We start from the raw sequence: 15470 nt of genomic DNA, 5'->3' as shown, positions 1-15470 counted from the left end.
CTTCCAACTCGCCGCCGCGTAAACAGTCCTTCCTGTCGCCAACGCAGGTGATTCGGTACGGTCGCAACGACGCCGACGTCGCCACACCCGGCCGGCGGGAAAGGGGCGGATCCGATGACCACCGATGCTGGGCTCCCATCGGTCAGAGAGTCCCTCCAGTTGGCGCTCCTGGCGGAACCCGAAGGCAGCCCGCTGGTGGACGAACTCGCCGAAGCCGCCGCCGACCACTACCACCTCAACTACAGCAAGCACCCCGTCCCGGTGCTGTTTAGGGAGGTCCGCGCAGCCCGCACCCTGCTGGCCGAGGTGCTCCCTCCCGGCACGGACGGCACCGAGCTGCACCGCCAGGTCGGCCGGCTGTCCGGGCTGCTGGGCAACCTGGCCCTCCACCTCGACGATCCGGCTGGCGCACGCACCCACCTGGGCACCGCCATCTCCTACGCCAACTGGTGCGGTGATACGGCGCTGGCGGCGTGGGCGTACGGGGCGCAGAGCATGGTGGCCCGCCACACCGGCAACCTGACCGCCGCGCTCGCGTACGCCGAGCGCGGCGCGGCCACGGCCCCCGCCGGCCTGGTCCGTGCCCAGCTCCACGCCTGGGCGCTGCTGCCCACCCTCGCCCAGCAGGGCCGCGACCGGGAGGCAAGTGCCGCCCTCGACGTGGCACTGACCGAACTCGAAGCCGACCCGGCCGGACAGGCCCCGGGGCGTTTCGGCTTCGACGAGCCCGAACTCGCCCTGCACCAAGCCGAGGCGCACCTCACGCTGGGCCGCACCGACCAGGCCCGCGCCCGCGCCGAAGCCTCCGCGGCCGCCTGCACCCACGGCACCCCCGGCTGGGCCGCCGCCACCCTCGTCCTCGCCCAGGCCGAGGCCTCCGACCAACCGTCCGACGCCGCTCAGCGCGCCCTGGACGTCCTCGACCGGGTGCCGCCGAGCCGCCTGCGCGCCACCGCCCGCACCCGGCTGCAGCGGCTGGAGGACCTGCTCGCCGCCCGCCCCACCGAGTACGTGGCCGATCTGCGCGAACGGCTGCGCACCCTGCCGCCTCCCGTTGACGCGTCCGGCGCAGCATCGGCGTGACGCGCGCCGGGCATCCGACGGCGGGCTGCCCTCAGGGGTGGCGGAATCCGCGGTCGGGGTCGCGGGCCTGATCGGGGTCGAAGGCGGCGAACCAGTCGTGCGGGGCGAGATTGACCATGCCCAGTGACTGATGGATCTCGTTGTCAGGCTGCTCGATGCCGTCGAGGGAGTGGTCGAACAGCATCAGCACGTCGTGGTCCTGGAAGAGGACGTCGGAACAGGTGCCCCAGTCGAAGTCCGCTCGGTCTTCGGGCAGGCCGGCCACCGTGTCCCGCACGAGCCGCGGCCGGTTGCGCGTCAGGTCCTGGGCGCGGGCGATGCCGAGGTGCAGGGCCATCTCCTCGCCGGTGCTGCGCGGTTCGACCTCGGCGTTGGACGAGCAGTCGGCGGCCAGGTCGTCGAAGGCCCGGGCCATCTGCCGCCGCCAGGAACCGTCTTGGTGCCAGGTCACCCGCGGTAGTGAGCCGAAGAGCCCGCCGGCGCTCCGCTCGGCCGGTTGATCCCCCAGCGTGGACACCTCCTGCCACGCCTGGTCCGACAGTTCCTGGAGGGCCAGGTGCAGCACCGCTCGCGTGCGCGCGGTGAGGACCTCCTCCCCTTCGTCGTCGTCTTCGTCCCAGTCCTCGCTCAAGGGGTCGGCTCCTCCGTACCGGGCGCGGGAGCGCAGATGCTCGCGCACACGGTGCGCGGCCTCTTCGGGGGCGGCGAGCGAAGTGTCGATGATCAGCAGTTCGTCGGAGAACGGCTCGGCGCTCAGAAGAACGCCCGCCTCCGTGAGAAGGGCCGCCTCCGTGTCACCGGAGACCCGGGGCAGGACCACGGCGTACTGGTTGTCGGTCAGCCGGTCGATGATGCTGGAGGTCAGCCCGGCGACGATCCACGGGTCGTCCCAAGGCGCGGCGATATGAAGGTCGTCGACCACGAGGACATTTCCCGGCAGGTCGACGAAGTTCTCGTACTCGGGGCGGAACTGGCCGTCGTCGTCGAAGAGTTGCTTCGCCGCCACCGCGGCGAGGGACTCCTCGTCGGCCATGCGCTCGCCAAGGTTGTGGGCCTTCCAGAACTGGCCGCGCGTCGCCCGCACCCAGGCCACGGACTCGTCGTCGGCGAGGAGGGAGATCTGCCAGGTCTGGACGCCCTCCGCGGCGTGATCGACAAGCCGGTGGGCATGCCGGAACTCCAACGTCAGGGTGCTGGGATCCGCCTTGGCGGGGGACGTGGTTGCCTGGCCGGTCATCGACTTCCTCTCGCCGTGCAGCCGCCCGCGACGGCGCGATCCCAGGCTAGTCAGCACGAAGCCCGCCCCGTGCGCCATCAGCACAAAGCACCCGATCCAGCGCCCCCTCGGCTCCGGGAGCCCGGGGTTCAGGGGGCGTGGGAGCCCAGGAGCACGCCAGCCAACGTCCCGGCGAGCAGGAACGGGCCGAACGGGATCCTGCTCGTACGGTCGGCCCGGCCCGCGAGCATCAGGCCGATGCCATACAGCGCGCCGAACAGGTACCCGGCGAACGTCCCGATCAGCACGATCGCCCAGCCGTACCAGCCCAGGACACCGCCCAGGGCGACGGCAAGTTTCACGTCGCCGAACCCGAAGCCCTTGCTGATCAGGAAGAGCACGAAGTAGCAGGCTCCCAAGATGAGGGAGCCGAGCAGCGCGGACGTCCAGCGGCCGCCGGCGCCGGACAGCACCGCGACGACGCCCAGCAAGGCGAGCGCGGCCGCAGCGAGCGGCAGGGTGAGCACGTCGGGCAGCCGGTGCACCGCGAAGTCGACGGTGGCGAGCAGCACGGCGGCCGGGGCGAGCAGCAGCCAGGCCACCAGCTCGGGGCGGGCCCCGGTGACGGCCGCCAGCAGCGCGCAGACCACGGCCGTGACGGATGCGACGGAGAACGTGCTCGGCCCGTCGGCGTGCCCGGCGGCGCAGCGAGCACGCCCCAGCCAGCCGTTGCCGATTCCGGTGAGGGGATGGCCGGCCGGGCACGCCGATCGCCAGGATTCCTCGGGCGGCACGGAGAACCGGTACGCGGGACGGGATATGAGTACGCCCGCGCCGCAGCCCCACAAGGCGGCAGCCGTGATGATCAGCAACGTCTCCACCGGACGGAGCTTAGGGTCTCGCCGGTGCCGGGCTAGGACGGCACTACCAAGAGATCCACTACGTCGCTGCCCGCCCTACGCCGCGGACGCGGCCGCGCCGGGCTGCGGGCCGAACCGGCTGGCGAACTCCTCGCGGACACCCGGCGTGCTGAGGAAGAGAGCACTGCCTTCGAGGAACCGTGCCTTGTCGAGCTCCTGGGCCAGGACGCGTCCGGCGTACACCGTCGGATCCTCGTGCCGCTCGCGCGCCTGGCGCACAAGCTGCTCGTAGTGTTCCTCAGCAAGCTCCATGCGAAGTTCCCTGACCATGTCCTCCACGGTAGCCGGGCAACGTCGCCAGAGTTGGGCTCGGCTACCTCGGTGTGCTGCGCTGACTGCGCAGCACGTGGCCCGGTCCGCCGAGCGAGCAACCCTCGATTCTCCGTGGAATACGCAGCGCCGGTCAGGGTCAGGCCTGGCGCCAGGAACGCAGCCTCTCGGCGATGCCGTACGAGTCCAGCCGCAGGCCCCGGATGTCGTAGATCAGTTCCCGCCAGAGCTCGAACTTCGTGTCCACGCGTTCTCCGGAGGCCTCGAGGTAGGCGATGGCGACGCCATATCCGTACACCTCATTGCGGGCCGGGAGTGGGCGCAGCAGCACGCACTCCTCCAGCATGACCGCAGCCCGCCAGAAGGCGTCGGGATGGTGCTGATCATGCCGGGGCGGGTCGACCCGGTGGCGCTGGGCCATGCCGACGAGGACCGAGAAGTCGTTGACGGTCAGGTCGTCCCGGAGGATGTCCTCCTGGCGCTCGAGGAACCACCGGTAGTCGACGTGCACGACGGGAGGCACAGGTCAGGCCGCCCGCGAGGTGTCGTGCGCGGCGGACGGCAGCCCGCCGAACTCGGCATCGAAGGCTTCCATGACGCCGGGCTCGCTGATCACGCGGCGGAAAGCGGCGGTCGCCGTCTGCAGCGCCCGCTCTTGTTCCTTCTCCCCAGCCACCTTGGCGAGGTAGGCCTTTACAGACAGACCTTCGGCGGCGGCGAGGCCCTGCAGGGTGTCCCTGGTGCTCGTGTCGACCTTGACAGTGGTTTCAGCCATACCCGTAGTATCCCGCACGGTATACGCGCTGCGCTACCTACTCGCTTGCGAGTGCATGCGCCGCTGTAGGTTCGCGTTTCGGATGTCCCTTTCTCATCGGTGATGGCCCTTGTCAGGCCCTTGGGACGCCCAAGTGAGACGAACACGTGTCCTGTCGCCTCCAAGCTGGCGGATTCCCACTCGATCTCATCGGCCTGCCAGATTCTCACTGCCTCGAGCTCGGAGCTGGGCGGCGTCTGCTTCGGTCGAGTTAGTGCAGATCCACCTGGAAGGGATGGCGGTGGTCGGCGGGGTAGGTGAAGTCCCGCAAATCGCCCCACCGCCCTACAACGACCTCAGTCACGTCGTCGCTGGACACCGTGAACGGGACGATGCGGCCGCGACGCCGTAGCGCAGGACGTCGTTGGTTCCGGCCACGGAGACCGGGTTCCGGTTAGGGCCGCTGACCGAAGGATGAGCAGGGCTTGGAGCCCATGACGGTCACGGCGGCGATAGGGCCGCCCCGTCTTCGTCTCCGGAGCGGGCAGGAGGGGCGATGCGGTCGGTCCCCGGGGTGATGCTTGGGTCGGGTGGGAGCGGCTCTGCCGGGGGTAGACCTGCGTGGGCGCGAAGGATGTCGGCTTCTGCCCTTCTCATCTCGGCCTGGGCTCGGATGAGGTCGGCGTCGGCCTGTCCACGAGCCTGGACGATGTCGGAGGCGTTTTGCCCGCGGGCTCTGACGAACTTGGCGAGTCCGTTGAGAATGCCGCCGATGAGCACTCCGGAGGCTGTGATGACGCTGACGATGGCTACTACCACCGGAGGCGCGTCGGAAGGACCCAGTTCGGCGCTGTTGCTGATGTCTTGTAGGACCGCTCGCGTGCTGAGCCAGGCCACCACCAGCAACGCAATCACGATGATGGCCCACAGCGTCACCGAGATACCTGGAACATCCCGCAACGCATGCCACGCGCGCCTCGGCCACGGCAGGTCGGCTCGCAGCCGCCGCCGTTGAGCACGGCGGACCCGGCTGGCGGCGTGGTCGTCGCCGGTACGGCGGTATGTGGCAGCGAGCTGCTCGTACGGTTGGGAGCTGTACTCGGAAGTGGCGTCGGCCAGCCAGGCCAGGCGTTCCTCGAGCGGGAAGGAGCCGACCGGCATCAGGTTGTCGTAGACGAATCCGTCGATGAGCACTTGGCCGGGTCCCGGCCAGCTCGCCGACCTGTCGACCAGGTTGCCGACCCTCATGCCGCTCAAGACGATCGTGCCGCGCTCTGGCCGCTCCACGGTGAAACGCAGTTCCGGTGTCTGGACACGGCGCAGCGAAACCTCCTGGTCGTCGTGCAGGATGAGACGAGCCTGCTCGAAGTCCACGGCGTCCCCGAACCGGCCGTCATCCAGCCGGATCCCGCCCTGGCACTCGAACCGCTGCACCTGTGTGCCGCGCGCGGGGGGCAGTTCGCTGGTCTGCACGGGGTAGACGTGGCCCGTGGGGGTCAGATACAAGGTGCGCCCGACGGTCAGCTGCGGTGCGTTCAGCGCCTGGGGCCCGTACGGATTGACCAGCCGGCTGCCGCGCAGGCTGAGCGAAACGCCCACCTTCGCGCCGCGCAGACTCAACTCGCCGTACGACACCAGCATCTCGGCCTGCAGGTCCTGCCCGACGGTCATCCCGTCGCCGATGAGGGACTTGCCTCGCCGGTCCCGGTGGACGACGGCCTGGTTGAGCAGCAGGTCGGTGCCGATCTGCGCGTCGGTCAGCCGGGCCCCGCCCAGGAAGCGGCAGCGCGGAAGGTGCAGGTCGCCCTCGGTGTGCACCCGGGCCGCCTCCAGCCGCGGCACCGAGCAGTTCACCAGCCGTACGGTCTTGAACCGGGCCTCCGGGAGCAGGACCTCCTGCTCGAAGCGGCAGTCCCGCAGCTCGACGTAGGGCGTCACCGAGCCGCCCGCGAGGTCCAGGCTGCCGCTGATCCGCACGCCGGTCAGCTTCAGCGAGGAGACGCGGCCGGCGAGGGCGGGCGGTCCGTCGAGGAGCAGCCAGCACACCATGCGGGCTCGCACGGTCCGCTCGGGGCCCCACAGATGCCCGCCGTGCGGATCGTCGACGACGGTGTCCCCGCTGCTCAGGTCGTACACGCTCCCGTTGCGGAACGCCCGCCACATCCCGACCTCTGCTGCGGTCAGCCAGTCCGGCAGATCGTCATCGTTGTCGCCTGGCTTCGCGATGCCCATGGTCGCGTTCCCCTCCCCACCGACGTCACTGTGCGCACCCATACCCTGTACATCCTGGCTTGTATCAGAGCGTTGTGGCACGCAGAAGAGACCGCCGTCGCCCCACTCGCCCTGTGTCTCTATGGAGATGTCTTGGCGCACTCGACCACCCAACACCGAGCCCTCACCACCAACTGCGGAGAAGTGATCGGAAGTCGCGTACGCCTCCTGAACCACTGGTGTTCGTCGGCTCGCCAAGCCTGACGACGCCGCGCCGCGATGGGTCTGGCGAACCAGCGGCGGAATACGACCAACGCATGCGCGGTCACTGACCGCCGGACGACCTCAAGGGACAAGATCGTGAGACAGAGTGTCGTGGCCCTTGGATGAGACAGCCGTGAGAAGCCAAGGTCGCCACACCGGAACGGGACATTCCGAACGTGGGCCTACAGCCGCTGCGCCCGCTCACGGGCGTCACCGAAAGATCACCTCCAGGGTGCTACGCGTTCTTGCTCGTGCTGAGATGTGCGGCTGGGCGCTGCGCGGCCTCCGCCCCGTCTTCTTCGCGGTCGTTCTTCCGTCCTGCGGCATCGGGCGATGTCAGTGGTGGCAGGCAGGATGACGGGCATGACAACACCTGCAGCTGTGATCATGGATGCCGCCGCTTACGCGCAGGCGGTCGAGGACGCGGTGAAGGCGTCGGCCGCCTACTACGCGGGCGGGACGTCGTCATTGGACGATGACGCCTACGACCGGCTGGTGCGAGGCATCGCCGCGTGGGAGGCTGAACATCCTGATCAGGTGCTGCCCGACTCTCCGACGGGGAAGGTCGCCGGCGGCGCCGTGGAGGGCGATGTCCCGCACACGGTGGCGATGCTGAGTCTGGACAACGTGTTCTCGCCGGAGGAGTTCACCGCCTGGACGGCGTCCCTGGCCCGGCGCGTCGGGCACGAGGTCGAGCGGTTCAGCGTCGAGCCGAAGCTGGACGGGCTCGCGGTCGCCGCCCGTTACGCCGGCGGTCGCCTGAGACAGCTGATCACACGCGGGGACGGGACGGCCGGGGAGGATGTCTCGCACGCGATTGGCACCATAGAGGGCCTGCCGGACGAACTCGGCGAGCCGGTCACCGTGGAAGTCCGCGGCGAAGTCCTGATGACGACCGCTCAGTTTGAGCACGCCAATGAGGTGCGCACCGCGCACGGCGGGCAGCCATTCGCCAATCCGCGCGGCGCCGCGGCGGGCACCCTGCGCGCCAAGGAGCGCGCCTACACGGTGCCGATGACGTTCTTCGGCTACGGCCTGCTGCCCCTGCCGGGCACCGAAACCGCGCTCGCCGCCCGGCTGGGCGAGAGCGCGCACAGCAATCTCATGGCCCAGGCCGCCGGCCTCGGGGTGAACACCACCGCCGCCACCGCGGTTCCCGGCATCACCGCAGACACAGCCGAGCAGGTTCTGGCCCGGGTGCAGGAGATCGCCGGACTGCGAGCGGCGTTGCCGTTCGGGATCGACGGGGTCGTCATCAAGGCCGACCTGGCCGCCGACCAGCAGACGGCCGGATCGGGCTCGCGCGCCCCGCGCTGGGCGATCGCCTACAAGCTGCCCGCCGCCGAGAAGATCACCCGCCTCCTGGAGGTGGAGTGGAACGTGGGCCGCACCGGCATCATCGCCCCCCGCGCCGTCCTGGAACCGGTCCAGATCGACGGCTCCACCATCACCTACGCCACCCTCCACAACCCCGCCGACATCACCCGCCGCGACCTGCGCCTGGGCGACCACGTCATGGTGTATCGCGCCGGCGACGTCATCCCCCGCGTCGAAGCCCCCGTCGCCCACCTGCGCACTGGCGACGAACAGCCCATCGCCTTCCCCGAAGCGTGCCCGCGGTGCGGCTCCGGCATCGACACCCGCGAGCAGCGCTGGCGCTGTGAGAACGGCCGCAACTGCCACCTGGTGGCCGCCCTTTCTTACGCCGCCGGCCGCGACCAGCTCGACATCGAAGGCCTCGGCCACACCCGCGTCGTCCAACTCGTCGACGCCGGCCTGGTCGCCGATCTCGCCGACCTGTTCACCCTCACCCGCGAGCAGCTCCTGGGCCTGGAGCGGATAGGCGAGACCAGCACCGACAACCTCCTCGCCGCACTGGCCACGGCCAAGAGCCGGCCGCTGTCGCGGGTGCTGTGCGCGCTCGGCGTGCGCGGCACCGGCCGGTCCATGTCCCGCCGCATCGCCCGCCACTTCGCCACCATGGATGCCATCCGGGCCGCCGACGCGGAAACGATGCAGCAGGTCGACGGCATCGGCACCGAAAAGGCCCCGTCCATCGTCGCCGAAATCGCCGACCTGGCCCCGCTCATCGACAAACTCGCCGCGGCCGGGGTGAACCTGACCGAGCCCGGCGCCACCCCGTCCACTCCGGCAGGCAGCGGCGCAGACCCCGCAGCGACTGCGGAGCCTGTTGGCGGGCCACTGGCAGGAATGACGGTGGTCGTCACCGGCGCGATGACCGGCGCGCTGGAACAGCTCAGCCGCAACCAGATGAACGAGGCCATCGAATGCGCCGGCGGCCGCTCCTCCTCCAGCGTCTCGAAGAAGACCACCCTGGTGGTCGCCGGAGAAGGCGCAGGATCCAAACGCGCCAAAGCCGAAACCCTCGGCATCCGCCTGGCCACCCCGGACGAATTCGCCGTCCTCATCGCCGACTTCATCGACTGAAGTCAAGAGGCACACGGCTGCGTCAACCCGTTGACGCAGCCGTGTCGTTGGCCGGGCACAGACGTTGAGCCAGCGACCGTCTTGTGAGTCAGCCGGCGCCCCCATCCCTGCACCGGCGTGAGGGTGGGGACGCGCATCCGCCGCAGGCGGCTGGGCAGAGGGAGTCCTGGGCGTCATGGCCCTCGATCGGCCCCAGGGCTTCCCTCTGCCCGTACCCCGAAGTCACCCGGCTTCTTTCTGCACACCCTGATGCAAACCCCGAAATCCGGGCTGGCCGAACCTGTCCCGAGACCCGGGAAGCCATCAATCAGCTCAGCGCGTCTGACAGTGTCAACGCCCCCTTCCCGGGCTGGCTGCACCTGGATGCGGGTAGTCCGTGCTGGTCGAGTGGCGGGCCGGAGGCGTGGGAGCAGTGAGCGCGGCGGGCCGCCCGACTCACTCCCTGTGGCGGGCGGCTCGTGCCTGAAGTGTCCAGAAATCAAGATCGGCGGCGGCGACGTTGGTGTCCTGGGCCACTGGACGACACCGGCCGGGCCGGCGGCGGGATTCGAACCCGCGTCTCCCTCTTGGCAGGAGAAGTAGCCGCAGCCTGCGCACCTGGACGCCTCCACCGTAGCCATGCACCGGAGAGCGGGCACGCGAATTAGCCCCGGCCGCCCGAGGGCGGCGGGGCGTGATGGGGCTATGCGACGGGCTCGTACGTCACCGCCTGGCCTGGGCAGCCTGCGGCGACGTCGTGCAGGGCGGCGAGTTCGGTTTCGTCGGCAGCCAGGTTCCAGCGCAGCTTCGTTCCCACCCACTCGGCGGCGTAGCGGCAGTGCACGTCGGCGGCGGGTGGCAGCCACTCGGCCGGGTCCTGGTCGGCCTTGCTGCGGTTCGAAGCGCGCGGGTTCCCGGAATCCTGAGCGTTGGTAAACCGGAACCTGCATGTCAGCTGATGGCTGTGGTGGTTCCGCGCGTGGGTTCGCCGTGGTTGACGGGATCCGCCTTCCCTAGCGTTCGTCGTGCCGCATCCAACTGGCTAGAAGATCACTGAAAATGTTGCGGGTTCTGGCCCCGGCCCGGCCGGGCCGGGGCCAGTCTTGTAGGCATGCAGGGGGAATGGGCCGGGGAGCTGGCCGGGCCGGATGTGTGGGAAACCTGCCGGGAGTTGATCCCGACCGGGAGCGTGTTCGCGTTCCTGGCCGAGCACCGTGAGGCGCTGTTCCCGCCGTCGATGTTCGCGGACATGTATCCGTCGGCGAACGGGCGGCCGAGTCTGCCGCCGCAGGTGCTGGCGGCGACCGTGGTGCTGCAGAGCCTGCAGGGGCTGTCGGACTTCGAGACGGTCCAGGAACTGCGGTGTGACCTGCGGTGGAAGGCTGCTTGCGGGCTCGGGTTGTACGACACCGCGTTCGATCCGTCGCTCCTGACGTACTTTCGGCGCCGCCTGCGTCACTCGGCCGATCCGATGCGGATCTTCAGCAAGGTCAAGGAGGTGGTGGCCGCGACCGGTGTACTCAAGGGCAAGCAGCGGCGCGCTTTGGACTCCACCGTCCTCGATGACGCGGTGGCCACCCAGGACACCGTCACCCAGATCATCTCCGCCGTCCGCCGGGTGACCCGTGATGTCCCCGGAGCCCAGGAGACCGCCGCGGAGCACTGCCGGGCGCACGACTACACCGACCCGGGCAAACCGAAGATCGCCTGGAACGACGAGCAGGCGCGCGCCGCGCTGGTCGATGCGCTGGTGACCGACGCGATCAACCTGCTCGGGCACCTGCCCGAGCGGGAGCTGGGCGAGAAGGCCGCGAACGCTGTTGGGCTGCTGGCCCTGGTCGCCGGGCAGGACGTGGAACCGGCCCCCGACTCCGACGGACGCGACGGGCGCTGGCGCATCGCCCGGCGCACCGTGCCCGACCGGACGGTGTCCACCGTCGATCCCGACGCCCGGCACATCCACAAAAACCGCACCCGCCACCAGGAAGGCTTCAAAGGACACGTCTGCTTCGAGCCGGAGAGCGGGCTGTTCACCGCCGTCGCCCTCACCGGCGGCCATGGTCCCGGCAACCACGAAGCGGCCGTTGCCCGTGATCTGCTGGACGGGGAGGACGGCGCATTAACCGTGCTCGGCGACTCCGCCTACGGGACCGGCGACCTGCGCGAACAGTTGCAGGCCGCGGGCCACTCCCTGGTCATCAAGCCACCGCCGCTGCGGCAGGTGGTCCCCGGCGGCTTCACCATCGACGACTTCCGCATCGACAAAGCCGCCGGCACCGCGACCTGCCCGGCCGGACGCACCGCCAACCTCGGCCAGGTCAAAGCGGACGGCGCCCGCACCGCCCAGTTCAAACGCCTCTGCGCCGGCTGCCCCCTGCGCGGGCGCTGCACCACCTCCAAGACCGGACGCACCCTCAATGTCCATCCCCAGCACGGACTGCTGACCGCCGCCCGCCGAGAGGCGGCCGACCCGGCCTGGCAGGCCGAATACCGCAGATGGCGGCCCCCGGTCGAACGCGCCATCGCCTGGCTGGCCGCCAAGGGCAACCGCCGCGTCCCCCACCGCGGCATCATCGCCAACAACATCTGGCTCCACCACCGCGCCGCCGCCCTCAACCTCCGCCGACTGATCAACCTCGGACTCACCCCAACCGGCACCCCTGGCACCTCACCCCCGCCACCGCATAGCGAAAAGGGCCGCCCGGCCCACGACCGGACAGCCCTCAACAAGATTTTCAGCAGCCTTCTAGTAGGGCTTGGTTAGGTTGGGGCGGATCTGGTGTGTTGGGGCGAGGGCAGCGGTGTCCGGCACAGAGGGCATTGCCCCGTCCAGCAGGCCAGCAGGACCTGCAGTCCGGCCACGACCTGGTAGGTCGTCAGGCCGCGGCCGGGTCTGGAGGGCGCAGCCGCTCCAGGGTGCAGAACGCCTGGGCGACCGAGGCCAGGGTGAGGTGCCGGTGGAAGCCGTTGAAGGTGCGGCCTTCGAAGTGGCCCAGGCCCAGGGCGGTCTTCAGCTCGCGGTAGTCGTGCTCGACCCGCCAGCGGATCTTCGCCGAGCGCACCAGGTGCCGCAGCGGGACATCCGCGGGCAGCGTGGACAGCCAGTACTTGGTCGGCTCCTTCTCGCCGGCGGGCCACTCGGCCAGCAGCCAGCACACCGGCAGGTCCTGTCCGGGGTGTGCACGGCGCAGCCGCACCCCGGCCGGGCGCACCCGCAGCGCGGCGAACCGCGAGCGCAACGGCCCCTTGCTGCCCTGGCGCCAGGTGACCGTGCGCAGCGCGCCGCGCCCGCCGTGGACGACCAGCTCCCGTACCGAGGTGGGCGCCTGCCGGTAGCGGGGCACCGGGGGCCGGCCGGTGCCCGACCAGGCCGGAGCGGTGCGCAGGGCGGTCTCGGGCAGCACCGCGGTGTCCGAGCGCACCCCGACCACGTAGCCGATGCCGCGCTCTTCCAACGCCAGCCGGAAGGCGCCGTCCTGGCCGTAGCCCTCGTCGGCCACGATCAGCGGCGGGTCCAGCCCCCAGCACCGCAGCTCGTCGACCATGTCGACGGCCAGCTGCCACTTCTCGACATGCCCGGCCTCGTCGGGGATGTGGGCACGGCGGCGGCGCTCAGCCACCTGGTCGGCGTCCTCGGCAGGGGCGGCGGCGACGTCCCACTGCTGGGGCAGGAACAGCCGCCAGTTCACCGGGCAGGAGGCGGCGTCGGTGACCAGGTGCACGCTCGGGGCGACCTGACAGTTGGCGGTCTTGCCCAACGCGCCGCAGTACTGCGCGGCCACCCCCGGGGAGGCGTGGCCGTCCTTGGGGAAGGACACGTCGTCGATCACCCAGGCGGCCGGGCGGATGACCGGCTCCATCGTCCAGGCCAGCTCGGCCAGCACCATCTGATGGGACCACGGGGCGTCGGCCAGGAACTGCTGCAGCCCCTGCCGGTCCACCCCCAGCCGGGCGGCCATCGGCTCCATCGACTTGCGCCGCCCCTCGCCGAGCAGCCCGCGCACATACCGCTCGCCCCACCGCCGCTGGTCGGACCGCCCCAGCGGGGCGAACACCTCGGCCGCGAACGCCGCCAGCCGGTCCTGGGCCTCCACCAGCTCCCGCGGGGTCATGGCCCTCACCTCCGCAAGGCCAACACACCATTCCCCATCCAAGATAACCAAGCCCTACTAGACCCGTACTTCGCGGGTCGTTGATTCGTATGGTGTGACCGGTCCGGGGGTGTCCCGGGCCGGTGGTGTGGCGTTGGGTGGGGTGTTGTCGATACTTCCTGGTCCCCGCGGCCACGTCTCAGCGTCAGCGCCTTGAAGTGGCGGTGACGTCCGTGGTGGAGAAGCGTCTGGGCGCTCTGCCTGTCGCTGCCGAGTTTCTGCGCCGGCTGGATGTCGCCGGGATCGTCGACGAGGTGTGTCCTGGTGGCGCGAGTGCGCTGGTGACGCACGGGCAGGTGATCGAGGCGTTGGTGGCCAACCGGCTGACGTCGCCCGCGCCGCTGGTGCGGGTGGAGGACTGGGCCAGGTGCTGGGCGGTGGAGGAGGTCTTCGGGATCGAGCCCGGTCTGCTCAACGATGACCGTCTGGCCCGGGCACTGGATGCGGTCGCTCCGCACCTGGAGCACATCGCGGGCACGGTCGGGGCACGGGCGATCGGTGGGTTCGGGGTCGATGTGGCGCGGATGCACTGGGACATGACCAGCATGTCCGTGCACGGGGCCTTCCCGCCGAGGCCAGGACGAGGACTACCCGCTGAGCGGCTACGGGCATCCCAAGGACCGGCGCTTCGATCTGAAGCAGGTCCAGGCCGGACTCGCAGTGTCGGCCGACGGCGGCATCCCGCTCCATGCCCGGGTCTTCGGCGGGGCGGCCGAGGTCAGCCAGGTCGTCGGCGCGATGAAGGACCTGCGGACCATGGCCGGCGAACGCGACTTCCTGATGGTCGCCGACTCCAAGCTGGTGTCCTACTCCAACGTCAGTGCCCTGCTGGCGGCCGGGGTCCACTTCATCGCCCCGGCCCCGGCCGCGCAGGTCAAGGACGAGGTCTATGCCGCCCTCGATCTCGCGCAGGCCACCGTCGTGGACTGGACGCCGGACCGGGAGCGAGCAAGCCCGCCGGGCAGCGCGAGACCTACCGCGTGCTGGAGGACACCCACACCCCTGACGGGCCCCGCAAGAGCGATCCGCCGCTCACCGTCCGGCGGATCCTGGTCCACTCCACCGCGAACGCCGCCGGCCAGCAAGCCGCCCGGGACAAACGCCTGGCCAAGGCCGCAGAGGACCTGAACAAGCTCACCGCTGCGGCTGGCGGGCGCCACTACAGGACCCGGGAGAAGATCGTCGCCCGGATCGGTGTCATCGCCGCCAAGCGCCGTGTCACCTACTGCCTGCGCTGGACCGTCACCGACAACGAGGACGGCACCCCGGGTCCTGGCCTGGCACTTCGACACCAGCGTGCTGAAGGCCGAAGCCGTGGTCGACGGCTGGTACGCACTGCTGACGTCCGTCCCCGCCGACCAGGCGGACGCCGGGCAGATTCTGATCCACTACAAGGGCCAGGGCGCGGTCGAACGCAGATACCACGACTTCAAGGGCCCGCTCGCGGTCGCGCCGGTCTTCGTGCAGCACAACCGGCGCGTTGCCGCCCTGATCCAGGTCATCTGCCTGGCCCTGCTGGTCTTCTGCCTCATCGAGCGGCAGGTCAGACGGGCGCTCGGCCCCGAGCAGACCATGAGCGGCCTCTACCCCGACAACCGCCGCGTCCGCCCCACCGGCCGCATGATCTTCTACCACCTCGGCGAACTCACCCTGCGGATCGGCAACGTCACCGACCCGCCCACCGTCCAGATCACCCGCGGCGTCCAACTCCACCTCCTCGACCTCCTTGACACCGACATCGGCCAAACCCGCTGGCCACAGACCTGAAACGGTGACCCGCGAAGTCCGGGACTAGACGGGTAACTCGGGTGTCTGCACTGCCACATCGCACGCAGAATGCTTCTTGGGTCTTCATGGTCCTGGTGTACATCAGATCCGCGGCAGCGTTCCCTCTGCTCCGTATCCGGCGATGTCGCTGGGCGGTCGCCGGGCGACTTACGCGGGGAGGCCATGGTCTGTTCCCTGGGGCCTTTGGTTTGAGGCGTTCTCGCCGACCGGGCGCGACGGCACAGTCTCCTAGGCAGAGAGTTACAGCCTCTCTGCGGCCGCGAACCGCCTCCATGCTGGTTAGTCTTCCCCTCTGGCCGGCTTCGCCGGCCAGAGGGGCGATTCCGTGAGGGGTGGGGCATGAGCCGAGGGAGATCTTCGGGCGAGAGAAGCGAAGGCGCGGACGG

General features: G+C 70.1%; 11 protein-coding genes and 3 pseudogenes. 6 read left to right on the top strand and 8 right to left on the bottom strand.

Annotated features, from left to right (window positions below):
- Positions 1-114: 114 nt before the first annotated feature.
- Entirely contained in the window at positions 115-1083 is a 969-nt protein-coding gene (locus StrepF001_RS45575; RefSeq protein ID WP_165396191.1) for a Twin-arginine translocation pathway signal, read from the top strand.
- A gap of 31 nt (positions 1084-1114) precedes the next feature.
- Here the strand turns inward: StrepF001_RS45575 and StrepF001_RS12660 are convergent, their stop codons facing one another.
- The 6 genes from StrepF001_RS12660 to StrepF001_RS12635 all read right to left on the bottom strand — a co-directional run bounded on the left by StrepF001_RS12660 (position 1115) and on the right by StrepF001_RS12635 (position 6475).
- The gene (locus StrepF001_RS12660) at positions 1115-2320 is read right to left on the bottom strand and encodes a hypothetical protein (RefSeq protein WP_129798310.1); all 1206 of its coding nucleotides are present in this window, start codon (positions 2318-2320) and stop codon (positions 1115-1117) included.
- Between the two features lie 128 nt (positions 2321-2448).
- The gene (locus StrepF001_RS12655; protein WP_129798309.1) at positions 2449-3180 is read right to left on the bottom strand and encodes an A24 family peptidase; all 732 of its coding nucleotides are present in this window, start codon (positions 3178-3180) and stop codon (positions 2449-2451) included.
- A gap of 75 nt (positions 3181-3255) precedes the next feature.
- Complete coding sequence (locus StrepF001_RS12650; protein WP_129798308.1) at positions 3256-3489, bottom strand: hypothetical protein; 234 nt, start codon at positions 3487-3489, stop codon at positions 3256-3258.
- Positions 3490-3628: 139 nt separating this feature from the next.
- Positions 3629-4012 carry a toxin Doc gene (locus tag StrepF001_RS12645; RefSeq protein WP_129798307.1) on the bottom strand — a complete coding sequence of 128 codons (384 nt, stop codon included), beginning with the start codon at positions 4010-4012 and terminating at the stop codon, positions 3629-3631.
- A 3-nt stretch (positions 4013-4015) separates the two neighbouring features.
- Positions 4016-4264, bottom strand: coding sequence for an antitoxin MazE7 (locus tag StrepF001_RS12640; protein ID WP_129798306.1), 249 nt, complete (start codon positions 4262-4264; stop codon positions 4016-4018).
- A gap of 480 nt (positions 4265-4744) precedes the next feature.
- On the bottom strand, positions 4745-6475 hold the full coding sequence (locus StrepF001_RS12635; RefSeq protein WP_240797479.1) for a YIP1 family protein: 1731 nt from the start codon (positions 6473-6475) through the stop codon (positions 4745-4747).
- Between the two features lie 606 nt (positions 6476-7081).
- On the opposite strand from StrepF001_RS12635, the gene ligA reads away from it, so the two are divergent.
- The gene (ligA, locus tag StrepF001_RS12630) at positions 7082-9166 is read left to right on the top strand and encodes an NAD-dependent DNA ligase LigA (protein ID WP_240797443.1); all 2085 of its coding nucleotides are present in this window, start codon (positions 7082-7084) and stop codon (positions 9164-9166) included.
- A 682-nt stretch (positions 9167-9848) separates the two neighbouring features.
- Here ligA and StrepF001_RS12625 read toward each other — a convergent pair.
- Positions 9849-10046, bottom strand: a pseudogene (locus tag StrepF001_RS12625) (HNH endonuclease); the annotation flags it as partial.
- A 210-nt stretch (positions 10047-10256) separates the two neighbouring features.
- On the opposite strand from StrepF001_RS12625, the pseudogene StrepF001_RS12620 reads away from it, so the two are divergent.
- A pseudogene (locus StrepF001_RS12620) lies at positions 10257-11792 on the top strand (IS1182 family transposase); the annotation flags it as partial.
- A 229-nt stretch (positions 11793-12021) separates the two neighbouring features.
- Here StrepF001_RS12620 and StrepF001_RS12615 read toward each other — a convergent pair.
- Positions 12022-13257: an IS701 family transposase gene (locus StrepF001_RS12615; RefSeq protein WP_129798268.1), complete on the bottom strand. Its 1236-nt coding sequence runs from the start codon at positions 13255-13257 to the stop codon at positions 12022-12024.
- A gap of 122 nt (positions 13258-13379) precedes the next feature.
- Here StrepF001_RS12615 and StrepF001_RS47730 point away from each other — a divergent pair.
- The 3 genes and pseudogenes from StrepF001_RS47730 to StrepF001_RS47725 form a co-directional block, all read left to right on the top strand.
- Positions 13380-13688: pseudogene (locus tag StrepF001_RS47730) on the top strand (DUF4277 domain-containing protein); the annotation flags it as partial.
- A gap of 268 nt (positions 13689-13956) precedes the next feature.
- Positions 13957-14424 (top strand): hypothetical protein, encoded by a 468-nt coding sequence (locus StrepF001_RS12605; protein WP_129798304.1) that lies wholly within the window; start codon positions 13957-13959, stop codon positions 14422-14424.
- A gap of 168 nt (positions 14425-14592) precedes the next feature.
- Positions 14593-15063 (top strand): hypothetical protein, encoded by a 471-nt coding sequence (locus StrepF001_RS47725; protein ID WP_240797442.1) that lies wholly within the window; start codon positions 14593-14595, stop codon positions 15061-15063.
- Positions 15064-15470: the final 407 nt, after the last annotated feature.

Source organism: Streptomyces sp. F001, from assembly GCF_004187715.1.
In the GTDB taxonomy this organism is placed as follows: Bacteria; Actinomycetota; Actinomycetes; order Streptomycetales; family Streptomycetaceae; genus Streptomyces; species Streptomyces flavusporus.
Note: the sequence above shows the minus strand (reverse complement) of the source record. Positions and strands in the feature narration are given on the sequence as shown.

Excerpts from the sequence above, each read along its gene's own strand:
- StrepF001_RS45575 (WP_165396191.1), top strand. The coding sequence starts at position 115 with ATGACCACCGATGCTGGGCTCCCATCGGTCAGAGAGTCCCTCCAGTTG.
- StrepF001_RS12660 (WP_129798310.1), bottom strand. The coding sequence starts at position 2,320 with ATGACCGGCCAGGCAACCACGTCCCCCGCCAAGGCGGATCCCAGCACC.
- StrepF001_RS12650 (WP_129798308.1), bottom strand. The coding sequence starts at position 3,489 with ATGGTCAGGGAACTTCGCATGGAGCTTGCTGAGGAACACTACGAGCAG.
- StrepF001_RS12640 (WP_129798306.1), bottom strand. The coding sequence starts at position 4,264 with ATGGCTGAAACCACTGTCAAGGTCGACACGAGCACCAGGGACACCCTG.
- StrepF001_RS12635 (WP_240797479.1), bottom strand. The coding sequence starts at position 6,475 with ATGGGCATCGCGAAGCCAGGCGACAACGATGACGATCTGCCGGACTGG.
- ligA (WP_240797443.1), top strand. The coding sequence starts at position 7,082 with ATGACAACACCTGCAGCTGTGATCATGGATGCCGCCGCTTACGCGCAG.
- StrepF001_RS12615 (WP_129798268.1), bottom strand. The coding sequence starts at position 13,257 with ATGACCCCGCGGGAGCTGGTGGAGGCCCAGGACCGGCTGGCGGCGTTC.